Source organism: Spirulina subsalsa CS-330 (genome assembly GCF_028330765.1).
GTDB classification, from domain to species: Bacteria; Cyanobacteriota; Cyanobacteriia; order Cyanobacteriales; family Spirulinaceae; genus Spirulina; species Spirulina subsalsa_A.
The window spans coordinates 1-22,020 of sequence record NZ_JAQMTY010000164.1; the positions used below are offsets into that span (position 1 = coordinate 1).

Annotated in this window: 25 protein-coding genes; 11 read left to right on the plus strand and 14 right to left on the minus strand. The window is 53.9% G+C overall.

The features are described 5' to 3' along the window. Positions 1-92: 92 nt before the first annotated feature. Positions 93-656 (minus strand): hypothetical protein, encoded by a 564-nt coding sequence (locus PN477_RS11005; RefSeq protein WP_272116633.1) that lies wholly within the window; start codon positions 654-656, stop codon positions 93-95. A 61-nt stretch (positions 657-717) separates the two neighbouring features. On the opposite strand from PN477_RS11005, the gene PN477_RS11010 reads away from it, so the two are divergent. Continuing rightward, entirely contained in the window at positions 718-954 is a 237-nt protein-coding gene (locus tag PN477_RS11010; RefSeq protein WP_272116635.1) for a helix-turn-helix transcriptional regulator, read from the plus strand. Between the two features lie 118 nt (positions 955-1,072). On the opposite strand, the gene PN477_RS11015 is transcribed toward PN477_RS11010, so the two are convergent. Both PN477_RS11015 and PN477_RS11020 read right to left on the minus strand, forming a co-directional pair. Then, complete coding sequence (locus tag PN477_RS11015; protein WP_272116637.1) at positions 1,073-1,681, minus strand: Uma2 family endonuclease; 609 nt, start codon at positions 1,679-1,681, stop codon at positions 1,073-1,075. A gap of 93 nt (positions 1,682-1,774) precedes the next feature. Beyond that, positions 1,775-1,906: a hypothetical protein gene (locus tag PN477_RS11020; protein WP_272116639.1), complete on the minus strand. Its 132-nt coding sequence runs from the start codon at positions 1,904-1,906 to the stop codon at positions 1,775-1,777. Positions 1,907-1,982: 76 nt separating this feature from the next. Between PN477_RS11020 and PN477_RS11025 the strand changes: the two genes are divergently transcribed. From PN477_RS11025 to PN477_RS11040, 4 genes are all read left to right on the plus strand, one after another. Continuing rightward, positions 1,983-2,210, plus strand: coding sequence for an antitoxin (locus PN477_RS11025; protein WP_272116642.1), 228 nt, complete (start codon positions 1,983-1,985; stop codon positions 2,208-2,210). Between the two features lies 1 nt (position 2,211). After that, the gene (gene vapC, locus PN477_RS11030) at positions 2,212-2,613 is read left to right on the plus strand and encodes a type II toxin-antitoxin system tRNA(fMet)-specific endonuclease VapC (RefSeq protein ID WP_272116645.1); all 402 of its coding nucleotides are present in this window, start codon (positions 2,212-2,214) and stop codon (positions 2,611-2,613) included. Positions 2,614-2,658: 45 nt separating this feature from the next. Next, the gene (gene mnmH, locus PN477_RS11035; RefSeq protein WP_272116647.1) at positions 2,659-3,774 is read left to right on the plus strand and encodes a tRNA 2-selenouridine(34) synthase MnmH; all 1,116 of its coding nucleotides are present in this window, start codon (positions 2,659-2,661) and stop codon (positions 3,772-3,774) included. A gap of 222 nt (positions 3,775-3,996) precedes the next feature. Next, positions 3,997-4,149, plus strand: a complete 153-nt coding sequence (locus PN477_RS11040) for a chlorophyll A-B binding protein (RefSeq protein WP_272116649.1) — start codon at positions 3,997-3,999, stop codon at positions 4,147-4,149. A gap of 295 nt (positions 4,150-4,444) precedes the next feature. Here the strand turns inward: PN477_RS11040 and PN477_RS11045 are convergent, their stop codons facing one another. The 9 genes from PN477_RS11045 to PN477_RS11085 all read right to left on the minus strand — a co-directional run bounded on the left by PN477_RS11045 (position 4,445) and on the right by PN477_RS11085 (position 14,248). Continuing rightward, positions 4,445-5,629 carry a M20 family metallopeptidase gene (locus PN477_RS11045; RefSeq protein ID WP_272116651.1) on the minus strand — a complete coding sequence of 395 codons (1,185 nt, stop codon included), beginning with the start codon at positions 5,627-5,629 and terminating at the stop codon, positions 4,445-4,447. Positions 5,630-5,642: 13 nt separating this feature from the next. After that, positions 5,643-6,998, minus strand: a complete 1,356-nt coding sequence (locus PN477_RS11050; RefSeq protein WP_272116654.1) for a helix-hairpin-helix domain-containing protein — start codon at positions 6,996-6,998, stop codon at positions 5,643-5,645. 99 nt (positions 6,999-7,097) lie between these two features. Further along, positions 7,098-7,298, minus strand: a complete 201-nt coding sequence (locus tag PN477_RS11055; protein WP_072620815.1) for a hypothetical protein — start codon at positions 7,296-7,298, stop codon at positions 7,098-7,100. 118 nt (positions 7,299-7,416) lie between these two features. Next, entirely contained in the window at positions 7,417-8,283 is an 867-nt protein-coding gene (locus tag PN477_RS11060; protein WP_272116658.1) for a low-complexity tail membrane protein, read from the minus strand. Further along, positions 8,283-11,285: a translation initiation factor IF-2 gene (gene infB / locus PN477_RS11065; RefSeq protein ID WP_272116660.1), complete on the minus strand. Its 3,003-nt coding sequence runs from the start codon at positions 11,283-11,285 to the stop codon at positions 8,283-8,285. The genes PN477_RS11060 and infB overlap by 1 nt, the downstream gene beginning before the upstream one ends. A 149-nt stretch (positions 11,286-11,434) precedes the next feature. Continuing rightward, on the minus strand, positions 11,435-11,761 hold the full coding sequence (locus PN477_RS11070; RefSeq protein WP_272116663.1) for a YlxR family protein: 327 nt from the start codon (positions 11,759-11,761) through the stop codon (positions 11,435-11,437). Positions 11,762-11,811: 50 nt separating this feature from the next. Continuing rightward, positions 11,812-12,996 (minus strand): transcription termination factor NusA, encoded by a 1,185-nt coding sequence (gene nusA / locus PN477_RS11075; protein WP_272116665.1) that lies wholly within the window; start codon positions 12,994-12,996, stop codon positions 11,812-11,814. Positions 12,997-13,016: 20 nt separating this feature from the next. Beyond that, positions 13,017-13,487, minus strand: coding sequence for a ribosome maturation factor RimP (gene rimP, locus PN477_RS11080; RefSeq protein WP_272116667.1), 471 nt, complete (start codon positions 13,485-13,487; stop codon positions 13,017-13,019). Positions 13,488-13,675: 188 nt separating this feature from the next. Next, positions 13,676-14,248, minus strand: a complete 573-nt coding sequence (locus PN477_RS11085) for a thioredoxin family protein (RefSeq protein WP_272116670.1) — start codon at positions 14,246-14,248, stop codon at positions 13,676-13,678. Positions 14,249-14,336: 88 nt separating this feature from the next. Between PN477_RS11085 and PN477_RS11090 the strand changes: the two genes are divergently transcribed. From PN477_RS11090 to PN477_RS11110, 5 genes are all read left to right on the plus strand, one after another. Beyond that, positions 14,337-14,741: an NIL domain-containing protein gene (locus PN477_RS11090; protein ID WP_272116672.1), complete on the plus strand. Its 405-nt coding sequence runs from the start codon at positions 14,337-14,339 to the stop codon at positions 14,739-14,741. Positions 14,742-14,790: 49 nt separating this feature from the next. Then, positions 14,791-16,113: a sensor histidine kinase gene (locus PN477_RS11095; RefSeq protein ID WP_272116674.1), complete on the plus strand. Its 1,323-nt coding sequence runs from the start codon at positions 14,791-14,793 to the stop codon at positions 16,111-16,113. 69 nt (positions 16,114-16,182) lie between these two features. Next, positions 16,183-16,716: a CIA30 family protein gene (locus PN477_RS11100; RefSeq protein WP_272116676.1), complete on the plus strand. Its 534-nt coding sequence runs from the start codon at positions 16,183-16,185 to the stop codon at positions 16,714-16,716. Between the two features lie 20 nt (positions 16,717-16,736). Next, positions 16,737-16,988 carry a DUF6737 family protein gene (locus tag PN477_RS11105; protein WP_272116678.1) on the plus strand — a complete coding sequence of 84 codons (252 nt, stop codon included), beginning with the start codon at positions 16,737-16,739 and terminating at the stop codon, positions 16,986-16,988. 266 nt (positions 16,989-17,254) lie between these two features. Beyond that, complete coding sequence (locus tag PN477_RS11110) at positions 17,255-18,730, plus strand: choice-of-anchor I domain-containing protein (RefSeq protein ID WP_272116679.1); 1,476 nt, start codon at positions 17,255-17,257, stop codon at positions 18,728-18,730. Here the strand turns inward: PN477_RS11110 and PN477_RS11115 are convergent. Both PN477_RS11115 and PN477_RS11120 read right to left on the minus strand, forming a co-directional pair. Continuing rightward, complete coding sequence (locus PN477_RS11115; protein ID WP_272116681.1) at positions 18,720-20,267, minus strand: MFS transporter; 1,548 nt, start codon at positions 20,265-20,267, stop codon at positions 18,720-18,722. The genes PN477_RS11110 and PN477_RS11115 overlap by 11 nt on opposite strands. An 83-nt stretch (positions 20,268-20,350) precedes the next feature. Next, positions 20,351-20,734, minus strand: coding sequence for a hypothetical protein (locus PN477_RS11120; RefSeq protein WP_272116683.1), 384 nt, complete (start codon positions 20,732-20,734; stop codon positions 20,351-20,353). A 587-nt stretch (positions 20,735-21,321) separates the two neighbouring features. Between PN477_RS11120 and PN477_RS11125 the strand changes: the two genes are divergently transcribed. Further along, positions 21,322-21,837, plus strand: coding sequence for a QcrA and Rieske domain-containing protein (locus tag PN477_RS11125; RefSeq protein ID WP_272116686.1), 516 nt, complete (start codon positions 21,322-21,324; stop codon positions 21,835-21,837). Positions 21,838-22,020 lie beyond the last annotated feature (183 nt).

A 22,020-nucleotide genomic window follows, 5' to 3' on the forward strand; every position in this document is an offset into this window, starting at 1 on the left:
AATTAAGACATGAATTGATGAATATTATAGTTGATCATCAAAGCCAATGAGGTAGCAATCAAGCCATAATTAGTATAAATTGTTTATTTTTATTATCTTGATCTCGAAAGATCGCATTTCACTACATATTTACCACTACCGCTTTCCTTAAGTCGGTTTTGCCATGTTTGAAACGCATCCACTTTAAACAGTTTGGGCAACTGATCCGACTTGTCAGAAAACCAAGTATCAATCAGTGTATTAATTAGCGTGTGGCGAGAGGTTTGATCGCGCATTAATAAAAAAAGTTCATCATCCATGTACGCATAGATTACGACCTCTTTTAATGCTCGAAGGCTTTTTGGTTTAAAGCTGGATAACACAGACTCTAAACCGGGTTTGGTGCAAAGATGCCAAAACTTATCACCTTTGAGATGATAAAACGGTAAATACAGTTGAGAATGATGATTCTCTGAGCCTAGATAACTCCAATATTTTAAAAATGTCGCAATGAGTCCGGGGCTGGGATAAATGCGGTTTTGGGTGATTTCGCCGCGCTCGATAAGTTCCGCAACAGCAAGTAACAGAATAGGCTTATGGGGGGCAATTCCTCGCGCTCGGTCTACGCGCAGCTTGGCAAATTTCTTACAGTAAAATGCTAAATCTTTGATGGTCATGGCTTGACTGTACCCCTGCTCTACTCCCACTCTATCCCAAAATTTGACACCATTAACGGCTATGGGCAGAGCTAGCAACGCACTCAAAAACGTTCTCGAACAGTACGAGATCACTCAGTATCGCCTCGCGAAGACACTGGGTATTGAACGCACGAACGTTTATCGGTGGGTGAATGGTAGCCGTGACCCCAACTCCGAAACCGTCGTGCAGATTGTCCAAGCCCTCAAGACCCTCAACCCCGCCGCCGCCAAAACCTTCGTGAAACTGTACCTCGGCGACTTGGTAGATGAAGCGTGAAACCAGCCTAAAATAATCAGCAATCCTTGCCCCACTCAACGAGAAACAGCATGGCCAATCGAGAAATTTATGGGATGATTGAGCGCGATGAAAATGGACTGCATCAGGGAATTGCCCCTCACAATTGACCCGACCCAAAGACCGCACCACAATTCAGACGCAACTCAGGGAAAATTGCCGAAACCAAAGCCTCATCGTGACGAAACAATTGTTTCTCGTAAAAATCATCATTCAGTTGGCAGCAAGTTATCGTTGGCTGCTTCGGTTTGCCAATGTATTCCCGGCCCCCCAAGCCCAAATAATCCACAATCCAATATTCCGGCACACCCAACAGCGCATAATCCTCAAACTTCCGCGCATAATCATTTTGCCAATGGGTGCTCACCACTTCCGCAATTAACGCGATCGCAACATTAGAGGTCAGAATCGGTTGATATTGCCACAACGGTTCATGAACCAGACGGGCGCGATCGAGAACCACCAAATCCGGACGAAACACCGTTTGATCATCAATCCGAATTAAACACCGATGCGGAATCGTATAAGGCAAATCTAACCGATCAATTTCAACGTGCAATTTTCGCGCTAGAAAATCAATCACCTGCTCATGTAAACCCGTAGGCTCCATCTCGACAATCTCCCCATCAATCCACTCATACTGAGGTTGATCCCCATATTGAGCGATAAATTCATCAATATTGAGTAATTTTGAAACCGTTGGCAACATCGTGATCTCCTAGCCGTGATGAGAGAATGAGCATCAACGTTTGACCTGAAGCAGCAATAGAATAACGGAACGAAACCCCAACACTCGCCCCCCTCACTGTACTGTCATCACTTTACCAAACCCTTCATAACACACGCCCCCCGCGTTTGCGTCACCCACGACCGCCGCCCAAATCGTCGCAGCCCCCAAGACCTTCAACCCCGCCGCCGCCAAACCCTTCGTCAAACTCTACCTCGGCGATCGCGCCGATGAAGCATAACCCCCCAATTCGCTAGAATGAGAGCAAAAATCCACGCAACCGATGCAAACCGCTCAACTGAGTACCGATGGAACCCATCAAATTATCATCTTGCCTAGTGATGTTCACCTGGACGGTTCGGAAGTCTATGTCAAAAAAATGGGTAATAATCTGGTGTTGATTTCCTGTTGCGATCCGTGGCGATCCTTATTTGAAAGCCTCGATCAATTTTCTGATGATTTTATGGCGAGCCGGGAACAACCCGCCTTAGAACAGCGGGAATCGTTTTAGCATGAAATATCTGCTCGATACTAATATTTGTATTTATCTAATTAAACAAAAACCTAAAACCGTTTTTGCCCACCTTGAAGCGTGCTCAATTGAAGACATTGGCATTTCCTCAATTTCAGTAGCAGAACTTCAGTATGGAATAACCAAAAGCCAAAAGAAAGCTCAAAATCAATCTGCTTTAGAGCAATTTTTAATCCCTCTCGAAATCCTTGAATTCGATCAAAAAGCCGCCACAATTTATGGAAATTTACGAACTGATTTAGAATTGAGAGGCCAGGTCATCGGCGCAATGGATATGCTGATCGCGGCTCATGCGATCAGTTTAGATCTCATTTTAGTGACTAACAACACTCGCGAGTTCAATCGTGTTGATACTCTTAAGGTAGAAGACTGGACAACTTAGGGGTAAGCCCGTCATGGAAATAGCGTTTATGGATCAATATCAGTGATGCCTGCTCCGCTCCGTTGGACGGCGATGCCGTGGTGTGAATCCTATAGTGAGGTGATCGATGGGCGATCGCCGTCTGAATATGCCGACGACCATCTACCGGGAGCGATTAATTTACCCGTCTTGACCGATGCGCAGCGGGCAGAAGTGGGGACGCTCCATCAACAGGTGTCGGGGTTTGAAGCGCGGAAACGGGGGGCGGCCTATGTGGCGGCGAATATTGCGACCCATCTGCACGATCATTTCGCGACAAAACCGGCGGACTATCACCCCTTGATCTACTGTTGGCGGGGGGGAATGCGATCGCACAGTTTCGGCCTCGTTTTGCAGCAAATTGGCTGGTCAGTCACCCTGATTGAGGGTGGTTATAAAACCTATCGCGCCCATGTGCGAGACCAGTTAACCACCCTGCCGACCCGGTTCCAGTTCCGCATTCTCTGCGGCCTCACCGGCTGCGGCAAAACGAAACTGCTGCACCACCTTGCCCAGAGTGATCCCCAAGCGCAAGTGCTGGATTTAGAAGCGATCGCCCACCATCACGGCTCTCTCCTCGGCCGCGAACCCCACCACCCCCAGCCCAGCCAAAAACGCTTTGACAGCATTCTCCATCACACCCTCAGCCACTTCGACCCCGCTCAACCGGTTTGGGTGGAAGCCGAAAGCCACAAGATCGGCACGGTCTACCTACCGCCTGCCCTCTGGCATCAGATGCAGCAGGGCACTTGCATCGAACTCTACGCCCCCCTCACCGCCAGGGTAGACTTTCTCCTCGCCACCTATCCCCACCTCACCCAACAGCCGGACTTCCTCAAAACCCAACTCGCTCGCCTCAAACGCCGCTACGGACGCGACAAAATTACCCAGTGGAATCAGTGGATTGATGCGGCTCAATGGCCCGCCCTGATTGCCGATCTCCTCATCACCCATTACGACCCATCCTATGTAACCTCGATGGCGCGACATTTCCCCCCCCAGGCCCACCGGATCACCCTCACGGATTTATCCACGGGGGCATTACAAGCAGCGGCGCGGCAATTGGGCGATCGCATGGAGGGGCGATCGCAAACTCCACAGGAAAGCCGAGACACCACCCAGAGCATAAAGACCCCGACGTGATCCGGTGGTTAGCCGCTTGTTCAGCAATCATCATGAACAGATCAGAAGCCCCTCGCCCCGTGGGAGAGGGGTTTGGGGTGAGGGTCATGAGCGAATAGGATATATCACTGATTCATAACTTAAAGGTGAAGCATTGTTGCAGCTTCCGATAATTTTCGTTAAATTTAATTACAGATGCTTTACAAAAAAAGCACTTGAGTTTTTATCCAAAGAGGTCATACTATGGAAAGCCAAGATCGCAACAACTTCAAGTTTGGATTTACCGAAGGTGCAGAAAACTGGAATGGCCGTCTTGCCATGATTGGTTTTGTCACCGCCTTGATCATCGAACTCGCCAGCGGTGAAGGCTTGCTTCACTTCTGGGGCTTAATGTAGGTTCTCCCCTCGCGAGCAATCTACTCGATTTTTGCATGAATGAAGAGAGAGCACTGGATCGACGTGCAATCTGAACCAGTGCTCTGCTCATCTCATTACCGAACTTATGTCCCAACTCCCGCGTTGGGATTTTTTAATTTAAGCATAGGTTTGGGCCATCCCATCGATTGAATTGGGGCGGGTGGTGATATAGCGATCCTAAATCAATCGGAGATCTTATCTCCTCATCCACAAGGGGCTTAAGCCCCTTGCCTGTTCATGAATCAAATAGGGTTGCTAGATGTCGGGAAGTGGACTAACCGCAAAATTGCCAATAGTTCCACGCGGCGGCGGCGAAGGTGACCACTCCCGTCACGATCGCATCTTCATCCACACAGAATTCTGGGTGATGCAGGGGCGGGTTCACCTGGTCGGGGCGACCGACTCCGAGGCGGAACATACTACCGGGGGCGTGTTCGAGGTAGAGGGCAAAATCTTCCGCGCCGAGGGAGGGGTCAGGCAGGAGTTGAACGCGATCGCGCCCCCACAGTTCCACAGCGGTCTGTTCGAGTAATTGGGTCATGGCGGGATCATTTTGCACCGAGGGGACACCGCGCCGATAGTTGACCTCGCCCGTAGCCCCGTATTGGGTACAGATGCTCGTGACAAGATGCTCGATCCATTGGGGCAGGTCGGCATGGGTTTCGGGGTGAAGCGATCGCACCGTTCCCGCCATCCGTACCTGATCGGCGATCACATTGGGGGCGCGACCGCCGCTAATTTGGCCGATGGTGAGCACAATCGGGCGCAGCGGGTTTTGGGTGCGACTAATGGCCTGCTGGAGGGTGGTGATCACCTGAGCAGCAATCCAGATCGCATCCTTAGCCTCGTGGGGGCGAGCACCATGGCCCGATTCCCCTTGGATAAAAATTTCCAGATCATCGGCGGCGGCGGTTAACGCTCCGTACCGGACACCGAGCGATCGCGCCGGAATCGACGGAAACACATGCATCCCCAGAATATGGGTCACATCCCGCATCGCCCCATCCCGCACCATCCAGCCTGCACCCTGGGCGATTTCCTCCGCCGGTTGAAACAAAAACCGCACCGTCCCCGGTAACTTGTCCTGGAGTTGGGCCAACACCATCGCCGCCCCTAGGCCCACCGTCGTATGCACATCATGGCCACAGGCATGCATCACCCCCGGATGGCGCGAGGCAAACTCAAGCTTTGTCCGCTCGGTGATCGGCAGGGCATCCATATCCGTCCGAATCGCCAACACCCGCGAGTCGCTATTCTGGCCGGTTAAGTGACCCACCACGCCGGTTTTACCCACGGCTTCTTCCACTTGCAAGCCCGACGAGGACAACACCCCCGCCACATAGGCTGCGGTTTGATATTCTTGGCCGCTGAGTTCCGGGTGGGCGTGGAGGTGGCGGCGGATTTCAATCAGGCGCGGGGCTAGGGTTTGGGCAAGGTCTTTAATCTGATGTAACGTCATAGATTTCAGCCAGTTAGGGTGAGCGGTGCGGCATCAGGGGTTGAGCTTGGGCGCTGTAGTGGTTCTTTTGGAGGTCGGCGACGACGCTGTTATAGTTCTGGGCCCAGAGTTGTTGCGGGAGACGGACAAATTTGCGATCGCTCCCATCGCCAATCGCCGCAATCACGGGGACTTTGGCATGTTGTTTTTGCTGTTCGCCGCTATGGGAATTGAGAATACTGCGCAGGGTGGTTTGGGCGTTGGGATCGGTGGCTTGTTGGGGGGTCAATTCCACGAGGATCATTTGGGCCACTTCGACGGGTTCGGCATCGTCGATCAACAGTTGCGCCACTTTGTCATCGCGCCGATCCGCCTTGCCCCAGAGGATAAAGGGGACATCCTCTTGGAGCAACGGTTCTAGGGTTTCAAAGGTGCGGGGGAAAATCACCCCTTCGGCTTCCCCGGATTGATCTTCAAGGCCAAGGAAGGCCATGCGATCGCCCTTTTTCGTGTTGATCACCCGGATTGTATTCACCACTGCGATCGTGCTGAGGCGGTGACGTTTGCCATAATTCCCCAAATCTACCAGGTTAATCGGAGCCATCACCGTTAACGCCGGACGCAGTGCATCGAGAGGATGTTCAGACACGTAGAACCCCAGTAATTCTTTTTCAAGCTTCAGTTTTTCCGCCGACGGGAAATCAGGCACATTGGGCAGCGTCGGCGCGGCATTAAAGCCATTACTGGCCGCCGTCGTCGCGTCTAAACTGCCAAACAGACTCATCTGACCACTATCGCGATCCTTCGCCTGCTGTTGCGCCCAGGCCAGCATCGTATCGATCGCTTCGATCAACTGATTGCGATTATCATTCAACCCTTGGAATGCGCCACATTTAATCAGGGTTTCAATGGTGCGACGGTTCACCGTCCGCGAGTCAATCCGACTACAAAAGTCCGCGAAGGATTGGAACGCGCCCCCCGCTGCCAACCGGGCATTGAGAATATTCTCGATCGCTCCATCCCCCAAGCTCGGCACAGCGGAAAATCCAAACAGAATCGACGCTTCACAGGGGGTAAAGTCCACATCGGAGCGGTTAATATCCGGCGGCTCGACGTTAATCCCCATCCGCTTACAGGTGTTGATGTAGCTTTCCACCTTATCTTTGTTGCCGCTGTTGCTCGTCAGCAACGCCGCCATGTACTCGATCGGGTAGTTGGCTTTCAGGTACGCCGTTTGATAGGTGACGTAGGCGTAGGCGGTGGAGTGGGATTTATTGAAGCAGTTGGAGGCGACCCACCCCGATGGGAGCAAAAAATTATGGTCGCGCTCTACACCAATGTCGTAAACCGACTGAGGGGGTAGGGCGCGACGGTGAATGATTTTTACCATGATGTGTAGGACTCAATCAGGATGCTGGGTTGTTGATATATCGGGGTCGATCCTCACACCAAATCCCGATCCCGATCCCGATCAAGGCGGATGAATCAACTAGTAGGCTAAGGTCGCTAAGGTTTCCCGCAAATAGCGACGGACTTGCTCGTCCAAATTATCCGAGAGGGGGGTATCGCTGGCTTGTTTTAAGCTTTGCCACCGGCCAAAACCTGAACTGTTGGCGATCGCTTGTTTGAGGCTAGGCCAGACATCTTGGTCACTAGCCCAGGCGGCAGATGGAACCGTAGAACTCGACATTTGCACCTCCGAAGGTTACAAAGGTTTACACTTTCTCATCAACCATACTGTAGTCTAGAGCTTCATTATGATGCAAGGAACACAAAACGGAGCAGGATCACCGTCCGGTGCTCCCGTCTTATTCTGTCATTTCATCCGTTGTGGATTCATCTTCTGCTGGCTCCGCAACGGCGGCGGCTGGCTCAACGAATGCCGAGGCTTCAACGGCGGTCTCGACGGATGCTAAGGGTGTTTCTGACGGGTCTGGCGGATCGTCAGGGGTTGGGATAGCGATCGCATCCGTCTCTGATGCCTCAGGCTCTGGTGCTGTTGATCCTGGGGTAGGAGGGGCGGCAATCTGGGCCGACGAGGCAACCGGTAAGATTTTTTGGACGGGAAAGCCTGGGCTGGTGAAGGCGGCAGAAATTGCGGCGACGGGATAGGGTTCGGTCGCGTCAAATTGGGACGGGCGAGTGAGTAAGACCCCCACCACACTGAGGGGCACTTGCCAGAACAGATTAGCGGCGAGGAGGGCGATCGCTGCAACGCCCAACCCTACAACATGGTTAGGAATCGGGGTCGCCCCTTGGGCCAAGGGAGCCAGGGTATAGAGTTGACCGATGATCCAGATCATGGGAATCACGCCCAACCCGGTCAAAAAATGGGTGCGATTGCTCTGGAGTCGCTGCAACATTTTGCGCTGCGCCAGGCTGAGTTGGCTCGGTTGCAGGGAGAACAACAGCAAGCCGAAGGGGGAAAAGGGGCGTTTCCACTGCATCACGAGAATCGGCACGATACCCACGCTGACGAGCAGAATGATTTCGAGCAGCGTCGGGGCGATGGGGTAGCCGGCGGCAATGCCTAACCAAGCGACAAAGAGCCAGAGGGGCACAGCCGCAAGGCCCGCGAGGTGGAGCCACAGGTACGGGTCGGAACGAAAAGAAGTCATGGTGCAATCTAAAAAGTGAGCGATCGCCCCGGACAAAAGGGCGATCGCAATGGGCATTAGACCATGGAGAGGGTACGGCGTTTCATGATCATTTGGTACGCTTCGATGCGATCGCCCTCTTGCCAGTCGTTAAACTTATCCGAGCCGATCCCGCATTCGTAACCTGCATTCACCTCACGCACATCCTCTTTGATCCGTTTCAGCGAATCCATGATGCCATCGTGGATGACTTGGTCACCCCGCATCACCCGCATCCGACGGTTCCGAATCACCTTACCGGAGAGCACATAGCACCCCGCCACTGATCCTTTACCCACCGGGAAGACCGCACGGACTTCCACCGTACCGAGGTGTTCTTCCACTTCTTCCGGTTCGAGGAGACCTTCCATCGCCGCTTGCACATCATCCAAGAGGTTGTAGATAATCGTGTATTCACGAATATCCACCCCTTCGCGATCCGCAGCACTGGCCGCGCCCGATGCCAGGTCAGTATTAAACCCGATGATCACCGCGCCAGAGGCCGCCGCGAGATCCACATCCGTTTCGCTAATCTCACCCGGAGCCGCTAAGAGTATCCGGATTTGGACTTCACCTTGGGGCAGTTTTTCAAGGGAGGCCGCGATCGCCTCCACCGACCCTTGGACATCCGCTTTGAGAATCAGGTTGAGTTCTTTCAACTCACCCTCTTGGGCCTGAGCGGACAAGCTGCTCAAGGTGACGCGGCGGGACATCGCCTGCTGGAGACGATTTTCGCGTCGTTCGGCGGCCCGTTCATCGGCCACCGCCCGCGCTTCTTTTTCACTGGCGAAGATGCTGAACTCATCCCCAGCGGACGGAACATCGTTCATCCCCAGGACTTCCACGGCAAAGGATGGCGTGGCAGAGTCAACGCGATCGCCGCGATCGTCCACCATAGCGCGGATTTTACCCAGGGTTGCCCCTGCCACCACACTATCGCCAACGCGCAGCGTCCCATTCTGAATCAGCAGCGTCGCCACCGGCCCCCGCGACTTATCGAGGTGCGCTTCGATCACCGTACCGCGAGCCGGTCGATCCGGATTCGCCGACAGTTCTTCCATTTCCGACACCAGCAGGATCATCTCCAGCAAGGTATCGAGGTTATCCCCCTTGATCGCGCTGACGGGAACCATAATCGTTTCACCGCCCCATTCTTCCGGCACTAACCCCTGTTCGGTCAGTTCCTGTTTAATGCGATCGGGTTCTGAATCCGGCTTATCCACCTTGTTAATCGCCACGATCAACGGCACACCCGCCGCCTTCGCATGGCTAATCGCCTCACGGGTTTGGGGTTGCACGCCATCATCGGCCGCCACCACCAAAATCGCGATATCGGTGACTTTTGTGCCCCGGGCCCGCATCGCCGTAAAGGCTTCGTGACCCGGTGTATCGAGGAAGACCACCTGCTGCACCTTGCCATTGTGCTCCACATCAACGTGATACGCACCAATATGCTGGGTGATGCCACCGGCCTCACCTTGGGCCACTTTTGTTTTGCGGATCGAGTCAAGGAGTGTCGTTTTCCCATGGTCAACGTGACCCATGATCGTCACCACCGGAGGACGAGTTTGCAGGTTTTCGAGATCATCGAGATCGAGCATTTCACTCTTGGTGGCTGCCGATTTCGCCTCAGGGGTTTCCACTTCAATCCCCAACTCTTGGATCACCTTGGTGGAGGTTTCTAGATCCAGGGTTTGGGTGATGTTAATCGCAATCCCTTTCGTAAAGAGATCCCGAATGATTTCCGTCTCCGGAATCTTGATCAGTTCAGACAGTTCCCGCATACTCATGCTGCCGGTCAGGGTGACCACTTCCGGCGGCTTCGCCGCCGCTTTCTGTTGCTCGCGGGCAGCATTGCGATTGTTGGATTCAGAACGATCCTTGGTGGGCCGGCTGGGTTTACGCCCCTTGGGCATAATTTGCGGCGTGTTGGATTTGGACTGGTTGGGCTTCGGTGGCCGGGCAATGGAGATACTCACCGCCGTTGAGGTATCGTCTTCACCCTGTTGATCGAGATCAAATTCCTCATCGTCATCCTCGATCAGGAGGGGTTTCCGCTTACCTTTGGTGCCGGTTTTGGTCTTCGCGGCCTTACCGAGTTTGGCTTTATCGGCATCATCGTCCTCTTCGTCCCAATCTTTGCCTTTGCGGGTGCTAGGCCGCTTGGGTTTGGGTTGGGGGCGTTCGGGCGGCGCGAGGAGCGTTTTCTGCGGTGCATCGTCGGGGGTGATGGTGTCATCATCCTGATCGTCTAGATCGACGGACTCCGGCTTCGCCTTGGGCTTAACCAGTTGCACCACGTCGGGTTTTTTCGGACGAGGGGCGGCAGCAGCGGGGGCTGTTTCTGAGGTAGCCGGGGAACTGCGCCGATCCCGTTGGGGTAATTTGGGTTTGACCGGTTTGGCGGGAGAACTGGCGCTTGGGAGTTCATTGCCTGTGGTTCGCGCTGCTTTTTGCTTCCTGGGCCGCGCCGGGGGTGAGAGCAGTTCGAGGGAACTGTCGTCATCGTTACTGGGGGCGTTGTCCCGACTGGACGTGCGTTCTGCTGGACGTTCCGGAGGTGGGGCGGGGTTTTTGGGTTTGCCGCCGGAGGGGCTAGGACTGTCGCCTTTGTCGCCTCTATCGGGTCGTCGGGGAGAGGGCGCGGTTTTGCCACTGGCCGGTTTGCTGGGACGGCTGGGTGGCGAAATGAGTCGAGCGTCACTCCCGGCTTCGGAGTCATCTGGGGTGGCTTCGGGGGGAGTCTTGGGTTTGTTGAGGGTGCCAGACTCAGATTTATGACGGACAATGCCCCGAATTTGTGGTTTGCGGGGGCCGCGTTCAGCTTTTTTGACGGCTGGGGTTGCGATCGCCCCTTGGTCGTGAGGGTTGGGTTGATAGCTCTGGGCTGCCGACCGAATCTGAGTCACCTCTTCTTCGGTGATCGTGCTGCTGTGGCTTTTGACCGCAATCTTCAGAGTTTCACAAATGGTGATGATGTCTTTGTTTTCCAAATTTAACTCTTTCGATAGTTCGTAAATTCTCGTTTTTCCGTTGTTCATCCACTATGCCCCGTGTGTGTTTTCAAAAAAGGTGAGTATTGTGCTGGTGTTTGGTGATTGAATGGTCTGCTGTGGTTCGGGTTGGAGGTTTGTCTGGTCTCACTGTCTGCATTCCTACAGTGCAATGAAAGTCTTAAGTTCTATCCTAGTCAGTTCTGTGGATTCTTGACAGTCGGACAGTCCGCCAATGAGGACGACTGATTCAGTCGCTCCCAAAGCGCATCATAGATAGCGTCGGGAATATTGGTTTTAAGCGATCGCCCCAAGCGATTCTTTTTTTGAGCACCTTGCAAGCAATCCGCCGTCGGACAGAGGTACGCAGAACGCCCCATCCCTTCGTCTAATTGTACCGTCCGAGTGGGATGGAGGCGGACAATTCGCCAAAAAATTACTTTCGGCCCGCAGGTGCGGCAGGCTAAACACCGTCGATAATTTTGATGCAGAACGTTTTCCTCCTCAACTCTGAACTCAACCAATCCGTGGGTAGAGACCCTCACCGCGACCGACAGACGACGCGATCGCGCCCCTATTCCTCTTCGCCAACACCCACCCCAGCACCGGCCCGATGCTCAAACTCCGCACGATAGCGAGCCGTATCCTTGATGTCAATTTTCCACCCCGTCAGGCGAGCGGCTAAACGGACATTTTGCCCCTCTTTCCCGATCGCTAAACTCAGCTGATTTTCCGGCACCAACACCAACGCCTGCCGCTCTTCCGCATCCACGAGCAAGACTTCATCAACTTTAGCCGGGCTGAGGGCATTGGCGATATAAGTAGCCGGATCAGGCGACCAGCGAATCGCGTCGATTTTTTCCCCCCGCAACTCATTCACCACCGCTTGAATCCGCGATCCCCGCGCCCCGATACAAGCCCCCACCGGGTCCACATCCCGTTCCAGAGTATCCACGGAAATTTTCGTGCGCGGCCCCACATAGCGTGAGGGGGGATTCGCTTCCCGCGCCACCGCCACAATCCGCACAATTTCTTCTTCAATTTCCGGGACTTCCGTGGCAAACAGTTCCACCACGAGGCCCGCCGCCGCCCGCGACACAATCAACTGCGGGCCACGATGCACCCCCTCACGCACTTTCTTCAGGTAGACCTTAAAAGTGGCATTGACCCGGTAGGTATCGTTAGGGAGTTGTTCCCGCTTGGGCAGTTCGGCCTCCACTTCTCCCGCTTCACTGTTGACGGCCATAATCACCGATTGCCGTTCAAAGCGCAGCACCTTGGCCGGGATGACTTGATCTTCAATGTCTTTAAATTCATCTTGGATCAATTTGCGCTGCTGATCCCGCAGTTTTTGGAGCAGAACTTGTTTGGTTTGAATGGCGGCCATGCGCCCAAAGTCTTGTTTGTCGGGGGTGACATCTAAGACCACAGAATCACCAATCTGCGCTTCCGAGGTGACTTCTTGGACTTCTTGGAGGGAGATATGGTGGTCGGTATCTTCCAGGTCTTCGACAATAATTTTGGTAGAAAGCACCCGAAAGCCTTCTTCATCCACATCGAGTTCTACTTCAAAGTTTTCAAAGTAGTCTTCGCCAAATTGGGCGGTTTTTTTGTCCATCAATTGGGAGCGGCGATAGCGCTCGTAACCTTTGAGGAGGGCTTCACGGAGGGCTTCTTTGACGGAATCTTCAGGCAGACGATGCTGATTACTGATCTCAGTGATCATCTGACGTAGACCGGGTAAATTAACTAAGGACATAGGGGAATTTTAGGCTCCAATTAGATCGCATCGGCGTGGTCATCGAGTTGGACGGTGGCGATCGCTTGCCGAGGAATGGCGATCGTTTTACCTTTTTGACTGAGATAGAGATGCTCCGAATCTCGACGTTGGAGACGGCCGGGCCATTGCTTTTTTCCGTCGTAGGGGGCGTAGGTTTTCACAACCACGGCAAACCCCTGAAACGCTGTAAATTCTCGATCCGTTGTCAGTTGGCGCGATACCCCCGGACTCGACAGTTCTAGGACGTAGGCCCCCGGAATCAGGTCTGTTGCATCGAGTTGAGCTTCAAACAAGCGACTCATCTGTTCACAGTCGTTTAAGCCGGTATCCCCGGTGAGGCTGCGGATATCGATCCGGAGCACCGGGGGGCTTTTACTCGTTTGAAACACTGCGCCGACGACTTCTAGGCCGAGTTGCTCAGCAATGGGAGCGGCTAATTCTAAAAGTTGGGGGATCAGGGGATGAGCCATGAGAAAATCACCAATAAAAAAAGCGGGCCAGACCCACTTCTGCAAAGATATTGCAAATCTTGACAGGGGTGAAGCACCTGCCAACGACAGATACTTCTGGTCTCCATCATAGGAGACGCACTCTCGGTCTGACAACAGTGGGGTTTGGTGGGCTTGACGGTCTGTGCTGGATCGAGGCGGGCGGCGGGTTAGCTCGTGGGGGCGGCTTGGGCCCCGTGGCTGCGGGGATCACTCCCGGCGGGGGGAGGTGTGGCGGTGAGGTTGGGATCAACGCGGGAGGTGCGGCCGGTGGTGTTGGCGTAGGGGAGGGGTTGGGCTTGGGCGAGGGCGTTCATGTCGGCTTCTAGAATGCTGAGGGGTTGTTCGCCGATGGTTTGGGCGATCGCCTTTCCCGTTGCGTCAAGATAGACAAACTGAGGAATCCCGTCTACGTCGTATTGCAGCAGTTCCGGGAGCCATTTGGAATTATCGACGTTGAGCATGACGAAGTTGATGCGATCGCTGTATTCCGCCTTCACCGTCGCCAGGTCTCCGGCCATGGCTTGACAACTGGTACACCAATTGGCGTAAAACTCGATCAGCGTTGGCTTGCCATTGGTGAGCGCCACCGTGAGGGGGGTTGCCTGTTCGGCCTGTTGATCGAGGTTGCCGGTACTGGTTTCCTGTTGGAGCGAAAAGAAGAGAGCCGCACTGAGGAGGATCGCCACAGCAGCAATTAAAATGTTACGAACGCGGTTCGGTGTCGTGAGATTCTCTGTCATACCCGTTTCGATTCAGAACTGTTCCGGTTTTCTCATACTGTAACTTGTACAGGACAGGGGTGTTCATGATCATAGTGAAGGGGTAGGAATGAAAAAACGAGTGACCTTGACCTTTCCCCGCCGCACCGTCCATATGCCGGTCACGTATCGACTGGCGAAAGAATTTAATGTGGCGGCCAATATCATCCGGGCCCAAGTGGCTCCTAACCAGGTGGGTAAATTGGTGGTGGAGTTGTTGGGTGATATTGATGAGATTGATGCTTCGATTGATTGGATGCGATCGCACGACATTATCGTATCCGTCACGAGTCGTGAAATTGTGATTGACGAGACGATTTGTGTGGATTGCGGTCTTTGTACCGGGGTCTGTCCCACGGAAGCCCTCAGTTTGCACCATCAAACCTTTCAGTTACAATTCACGCGATCGCGCTGCGTCCTGTGCGAGCAATGTATTCCCGCCTGTCCCGTCCTCGCAATTTCCACCACCTTCTGATTGTGTCTAACCAGCAGGGTTTTAGCGGTTATTTCCCCGTCAATCTCTGATGTTTTTCAATGATATCCACCTCGAATCCGATCTGAGTAGTCTGCAACTCTATGACCTGTCGTTTGAAAACAGTCGTCTAGGGGTCGAACTGGCGGATGTTTTTGATAGCGATCCCCGTCTGCCGGGGGTGATCCTCACCGAGAATCAGAGCTTTATTGGCATGATTTCCCGGCGGCAGTTTTTGGAATATCTCCTGCTCCCCCAGGGGTTAGATCTCTTCCTTGACAATCCGCTGCGGGTCTTTTTTCGCTACAACCACAGCGATCTGCTCGTTCTCGCGGTCAAAACCCCGATTTTGACCGCCCTGCAACGGGCCTTGAAGCGATCGCCCCAATTCGCCAGCGAGCCGGTGATCGTCTGTGTCGCCCCGGCAGACTATCGCGTTTTGGACTTTGGGCAACTCAGCCTCACGGCCTGGCAACTGCGGGGCATTGAAACCCAAGTCCGCTACGAACGCACCCAAGCCCAGATGATCCAGAGCGAACGGATGGCGAGCTTGGGTCGTCTCGTCGATGGCATTGCCCATGAAATCCTTGATCCGGTCGGGTTCATCTGGGGCAACCTCACCCACATCGACCGCTATAGCCAAACGATTCTCGAACTGGTTGCCGCCTACAAAGCCCACATTCCCGATCCACCTGCTCCCCTGCAAGCGTTGATTGAAGACCTGGAATTGGACTATCTGCAAGCGGATTTTCCCCGCGCCGTCGAGAGTGTGACCACCGGAGCGAAGCGGTTGCGGGACTTGGCGATGAGTTTGCAGAATTTTTGCCATGTGGACGAGATTTATCCCAAACCGGCGGATTTGCACACCGTGTTAGATGGGATTTTGCTGCTGTTGAAAAGTCGCCTTTCTAGCGAAATTGTGATCCGTAAGTCCTATTGCCAATTGCCGCCGATCACTTGCTACGTGGGGCATTTGACTCAGGTGTTGATGAATATTTTGATCACGGCGGTGGATTCGCTGCTCGAACCGGCGGTGACGAATCAGATGCGATCGCCCCAACCCGATGGCATGGACTCCCCCACCGATCCCCCCACGATCGAGATTCTGACGGCGATTCAATCCCAACGCGATCGCCCCGAAATAAAGCGATCGGGCCGCTGGGTGTCGATTCGGATTGCCGACAATGGGCCAGGGATGAGCGTCGATGAACAGGAAAAACTACGGGAATCCTTTACAGTTCAACGCCGGACGGAAAAAGAAACCAGTTTATCCCTCAGTTATCAAATTATTACCGCGAAGCATGGCGGCGAGTTTTTGTTCACCTCCACACCGGGCGATCGCACCGAGTTTGAAATTATCCTACCCTTTGATTAGGGGCTGCCCAGCGCGATCCAGATCATGCCGGAACGCTTCTTAACCTGTCGCTCATTTTCACAATCTCGGATGATTTTATTTGACTTTCAAACCCTCTCCCTGCCAGAACTGCATCGCCTCTGGCGCAGCATTGATGATGGCGTGATGGGGGGCATGAGTGCCAGCCGCATCGAAAAACAGAGCGATGGGGCCTTGTTTACGGGTTATACCTCCACGGAGCGATCGGGGGGGTTTGTGTCGGTGCGATCGCAAGACTTCAGCCCACCCCTTGACCTCAGCGCCCACCGCAGCATCCAGTTACGCATCAAAGGCGACGGCCAACGCTATAAATTTTTCCTGCGCGATCAATCCAGTTGGGACGGCATCGCCTACGCCGCCTCCTTCGACACCGCCGCCCATGACTGGCTCACGGTAGAACTCCCCTTCGACCAATTTAAAGCCGTCTTTCGCGCCAAAACCCTCAGCGACGCGCCGCCCCTCAACACCCGCCACATCATCGCCTGTCAACTGATGCTGAGTAAATTTGAATACGACCAAGCCCTAAACCCGCACTTTGTCCCCGGCAACTTTAGCCTGTGGGTGCAACGGATTGAAGCCTATTAACCTCAACGTGATTAAACGCGATGACCCAACCCTCTGAATTAAAATCCCCATCTGCCCCCGTCACGGTGTGGCAACTCAAGCCCTGGTGGTGTCAACCCTGGTCAATTTTGCTAACAGGATTTGGCAGTATTGGCGGCAGTTGGTTCCTGTTCCATCGGGTCTGGGTGACGGGGTTGGTGGCAGTGCCAATGGTGACTTGGATGGTGTTTTTTCTGGTGATTTATCCGGCATTGTTTGCCCAATATCAGCAAGACCAGCAGACTCAAGATTGAGCGCATTGATCGCGCCACGACCAGGCAGCAAAATCTAAGCGTTAGCGGCTGTCTAAAACCTGTCATTTTGCTCTAAATTTTCAGTGATACGGCGGGGAGGCAAGGGGCTTAAAGCCCCTTGTTAGTGCGATGTAAGGCTTGGGCTTTGTCTCGAAATTCGACTTTTTAAACACCCTCTTAAAGTTCACTTATTCTCTTGTTAACCCAAGCAGTTTGTCGGCATTGTAGGGTTAGGACTGTGACCTTGTCTCAGATCGGGAAAAGCTATGAACTGGAATGATTTTGGTGTGAAGCGTTGCTCGAAAACGGGTGCGCAGTCCAAGCTAAAAATGGGTGTTCAATCCGTTTTATTCTCTACGTTGGCCTTGCTCCCGTTGAGTATGGGAATGCCTGAGGCGATCGCACAGAATACGGATATTCGCGGAGAAGTGGTGTTTACCCTCACCGACCTCGCCGGAGCAGAAATGTTGGCTGTGTCTAACGATGGTCAATATGCCCTCGTGGTCGGTGACGATACCGCGACCCTGGTGGTTATTGGCGCAGAGACCCTCAGCGTCGCAGGCACTTGGACATTGACCGCAGAATTTTTACCGGCAGGCTCAACATCCGCCGAACTCACGGGCGTTGCCATCAGCCCCGACGGTACGTTTGCCCTGCTGGGGGTCAAAGATGCGGATGACGCGAATACTGACACGTTTGATGAGATGCCTGGAAAAGTGGTGGCCCTTGCCCTACCTGACCTAGAACCGATGGGACAGGTTACGGTCGGACGCGGCCCGGACTCCGTGGCGATCGCGCCAAACGGCCAATTTGCCGCCGTGGCCAATGAAGATGAAGAAAACGAAGAAGACCTGACTAATCTTGAGAACCGTCCTGGCACGATTTCGATCATTGATTTACGCAATGGCATAGACCAGATGACTCAGGTGGAAATCCCCATTCCGCCGGATAACCTGCCATTTTTCCCCCATGATCCGCAGCCCGAAACGATTAAAATTGCAGCGGATAGCTCGTTTCTGGTGGCCACGCTCCAAGAAAATAACGCCGTCGCTCGCATTGATCTGCCGTCTCCCCTCCCTAGCCCGCTGACCGCCGCCGCATTTTCAGTGCAAAACTTTAACGTGGGCATTCGTACCGGGTTGGGCTTAATTGTGGACAAAGTGGGCACAGGACAATGCCGCTCTAGCCGCTATGACCTGTCCCTCCGACAAGAGTTTACCGCTGCCCGTGAGCCGGACGGGATTGCCCTCACCCCCGACGGACGCTACTTTGTCACCGCTGATGAAGATAATTTGACCAGCGTTAATCACCAGTCTGATCAAGGGATTCCCCTCAGTCCCCATGGAGCCCGCAGCATTAGTGTTTTTGATGCCACTACGGGAGAGTTTCTAGGTGATAGCGGTGACTCGATTGAGGACAGCATCCTTGGGTTGGGATTACCCCAACGCTGTAGTAGCAAGGGGCCAGAGCCAGAGGTGGTTTCTGTGGGTGTTATCGGCGATCGCACCCTGGCCTTCGTCGCCATTGAGCGATCGGATGCCATGACGATCCACGACATTTCCGACCCCGCCAATATTCAACTGCTCGACACTGTCATGCTCAATCCTGAGGTTGTCCGAGCCGATGCAGAGGCTGGCTTTGAACCCGAAGGCATTGAATTTATTGCCGCGACGAATCAGGTTGTGGTGTCCAATCCCGAAGCCGGCGCGATGAGCTTGATTAACGTTGTGATCATGCCTTAGGGACGGGCGCGGGAGTCGGTTGATCGGCCTCGTGCCAGCGTTGGATTTTGCCGTTGTGGAGATCAAGGGTGATGTGATTGTTGCGATCGCCCTTGGTATCCGACCAATGCCAATCGAGTTCAGCGCGATCGCTTTGAATGAGCAAGTGAGTCAGGGTGATGTTGATCGCGGTGCAGGTGGTGAAGTAGTCAGCGGTGATCTGAGCGATCGCCTCCCGTCCCGTGATGACCTGATGCTTTAACACCAGTTCGGCCGCGTCGGTAAACAGGGCCGCAAACCCCGATGCATCCCGCGCCATACAGGTTTGAATTGCCTGCTCCACTAAAGCCCGCGTTGCCCGCTGATGGCCGCGAGTCCATCGCTCCAACAGGACTAAAATCCCCAAGCCGCCCACCGTCGTCAGCGCCGCGATTAACCAATATCCATGGACAATCGGCCGGGCTTGATCCATCGCCCAGCCCCCCACCGCTGGCCCCACTAAATACCCCATCGCCCAACATTGGGAATTGAGCGAGAGATAAATACCCCGCAGGGACGGGGGAGCCAGTTCCACCACGAGGGCAGAAGCCGCCGGGGTATAGGTGACCATCGCCACCGCAAAGAGGCTAAAGGCCAAGAGAGCGGGCCGTATCGCCCCGGACTCCACCCCCCCCGCGCCCCACACGGCCACAAACCCCATCCCCCAGAGGAGCATTGAGATCATCAAGGCCCGCCACCGACTGACGGCATTGAGCGATCGCGCGATCGGCATTTGGCAGATCATCGCAAGGACGAGGTGAAACGTTACCAGACCACTGAGCACCGCCGGGGAAAAGCCGCCCGATGTGAGGAAATTGGTGAGGTAGAGGGGGAGGGTGCTTTGGATTTGGGAGATGTAGGCGGTAAAGAGGATATTGACCACGCAGTAGGTCATCAAGGTAGAATCACGAACGGCGTAAAGCCAGCCCTGTGTGAGGTTGGGGGCGGGGGTGTGGGGCGATCGCGTTTCCGAAACCAGCGCCCCCACCAACCCGATAAACACCAAAAACGACAGACCATCGATCACAAACAGCATCCGATAGTTGCCCGCCCAGGCAATCCACTGCCCCGCCAGCACCGTCCCAATCCCCAGCCCCACCAAATCCGCTAACCGCGTCAGGGCAAAGGCTTCGTTCCGTTGTGCCCCCGTGGTCAGATCCGCCACCGCTGCTTCCGCAGCGGGCCAATAGAGACCCACCCCCAACCCCATCAACAGGTTACCCAACACCAACGTCGGAAAATCATCAGCCAATGCCAACGCCCCATCCGCCACAGCGGATACCAACGCCGAAATCAACACGATCCGCTTCCGCCCCCAGCGCGGCGAGTCTGCCCCCATTCCGCCAAAAAACCGCCCAAACACACCGGACAGGGACTGACTCCCTAAGGCCAACCCCACCGCAGTGGCCGATAGTCCCACTTCATTGACAAAAAAAATCGCTGCGTAAAACAGCGTGAAGCCGGTTCCAATCTGCGAAAGGAGCCGGCCAAGGGCTAATATCCAAACTTGGCGATTCATGGATTAGGGGGAAAGGATCAAACGGCGATCGCAAACGACGTTAGAGGGTGCGATCGGGCCACATCAGGCGCGTCTAGTGCAGCCTAATCGAGGTAGCCAATCAACGTATTAATATCTTCAATTTCATTGGATGCCACCGGCCGATTGCCCAAAATCACGATCTCGCTGATGTTCAAGGAACTCTTCGTGATCGGACGTTGGCCCGACAACACCATGCTGCTGCTGATATTCAAGCCACTGGCAATCACCGGACGAATTCCCATGGCATTGTAGGTACTCACAACATTGAGATGGCTGGGTTCAATAGGACGGTTTTGGGGCAATGGAAAGCCACCGGATTGATACACCTGGAGGCTACCTTCTTTGGCTTTCAACACGTCTGCGGGCTTCTTTAGTGCTTCAGCCGTTTTGGGTGCATCTTTATTATCTTTGTTGGCAAGGTTTGCGCTAGCGTTTTGAGCAGTCACGGTGCTTTCCCCTCAGTGTGCAATTCAGGACAAGGTCATTTAAAAAATCGATGTGATGCGCTAAAACTAAAATCAAGTTAGGGCAATAATCACAGGGCATGGTGAGGGCTTGAGGTCATCACCACGGTCTATTAGGGTATTTTAACTTTCTTTTAAGATTAACACTTCACCCTACCCATAAACTTACATCTATCTTTACGCCGCGTCTATACGAATCCAAAATAGCCATCATCAAGATCTGTAATCAAACCATGGGTGCAGGCCACCAAGGGCGGCAGTCAGGCCAACGGTCGGGTCAAGAAAAAAGCAAGCCGTTGGAGTGGCTTGCTAGATTGAGCTTGCTGTATTGGGAGGAGATGTGAGTTACAGATGATGTGCAGAGATTGACGAACGAGTGTCGAATAAATGCTGTAGTGCTCACCTCTTATGTAAATTAATGTAACAGACTTGCCCTAAGAGTTGCAACATTTGTTTACGGATTGATCCACACCGATGATCTGTCCAACCGTGAAATTGCGGGATTGATACGGACGATCAACCCCAATCTCGATACACTAGGAAGGTCTTAGCAGGATTAGGAAAACTCTATGGAACGTCGTCAATTTTTGGGTTGGATTAGCGTGGGAATGCTCGCCAGTTCCCTCCCGGTGGCACTGGTCGCCTGTAGCCCCGCTGCACCGGATGACACGGCTACCTCGGATGAGCCTGAAGCCGCACCGGATGAAACCACCGCAGCGGAGGAAACCGCCACCAAGGAAACCGCTACCGATGAAACGGCCGCAGCGGTTGATGCCGATGGGTTTCAGGCGTTGGCTACGGTGGGTCAACTGGCCGAGGGAGCGGTGTTGGATGAAACCAGTGCAGCGACTCCGGTGTTAATGCTGCGTGATCCCAGCACGGATGCGGTTGTGGCGTTAAACCCCACCTGTACCCATAAAGGCTGTACCGTTGCCTTTAAATCCGAGTCTGGGACATTGGTTTGTCCCTGCCATGATGCGGAATTTAATCTTGATGGCTCCGTTGCGAAAGGCCCCGCTGAAGATCCGCTGCCGGTCTACGAGACTCGTGAAGAGGGCGATCAAATTTTAGTGAAAGTGGGTTAGTGTCCGATCGCACCCAGACAGGGACAGGGTTGACAGCTTGTTCACTCCTTACCCTCACCCCAAACCCCTCTCCCACGGGGCTACTGCTTATACATAACGTTCAAATGTTGGCCTCGTCTGCGTTTGATCCCCCTAAATCCCCCTTAAAAAGGGGGACTTTTTTGCGTTCCCCCCTTTTTAAGG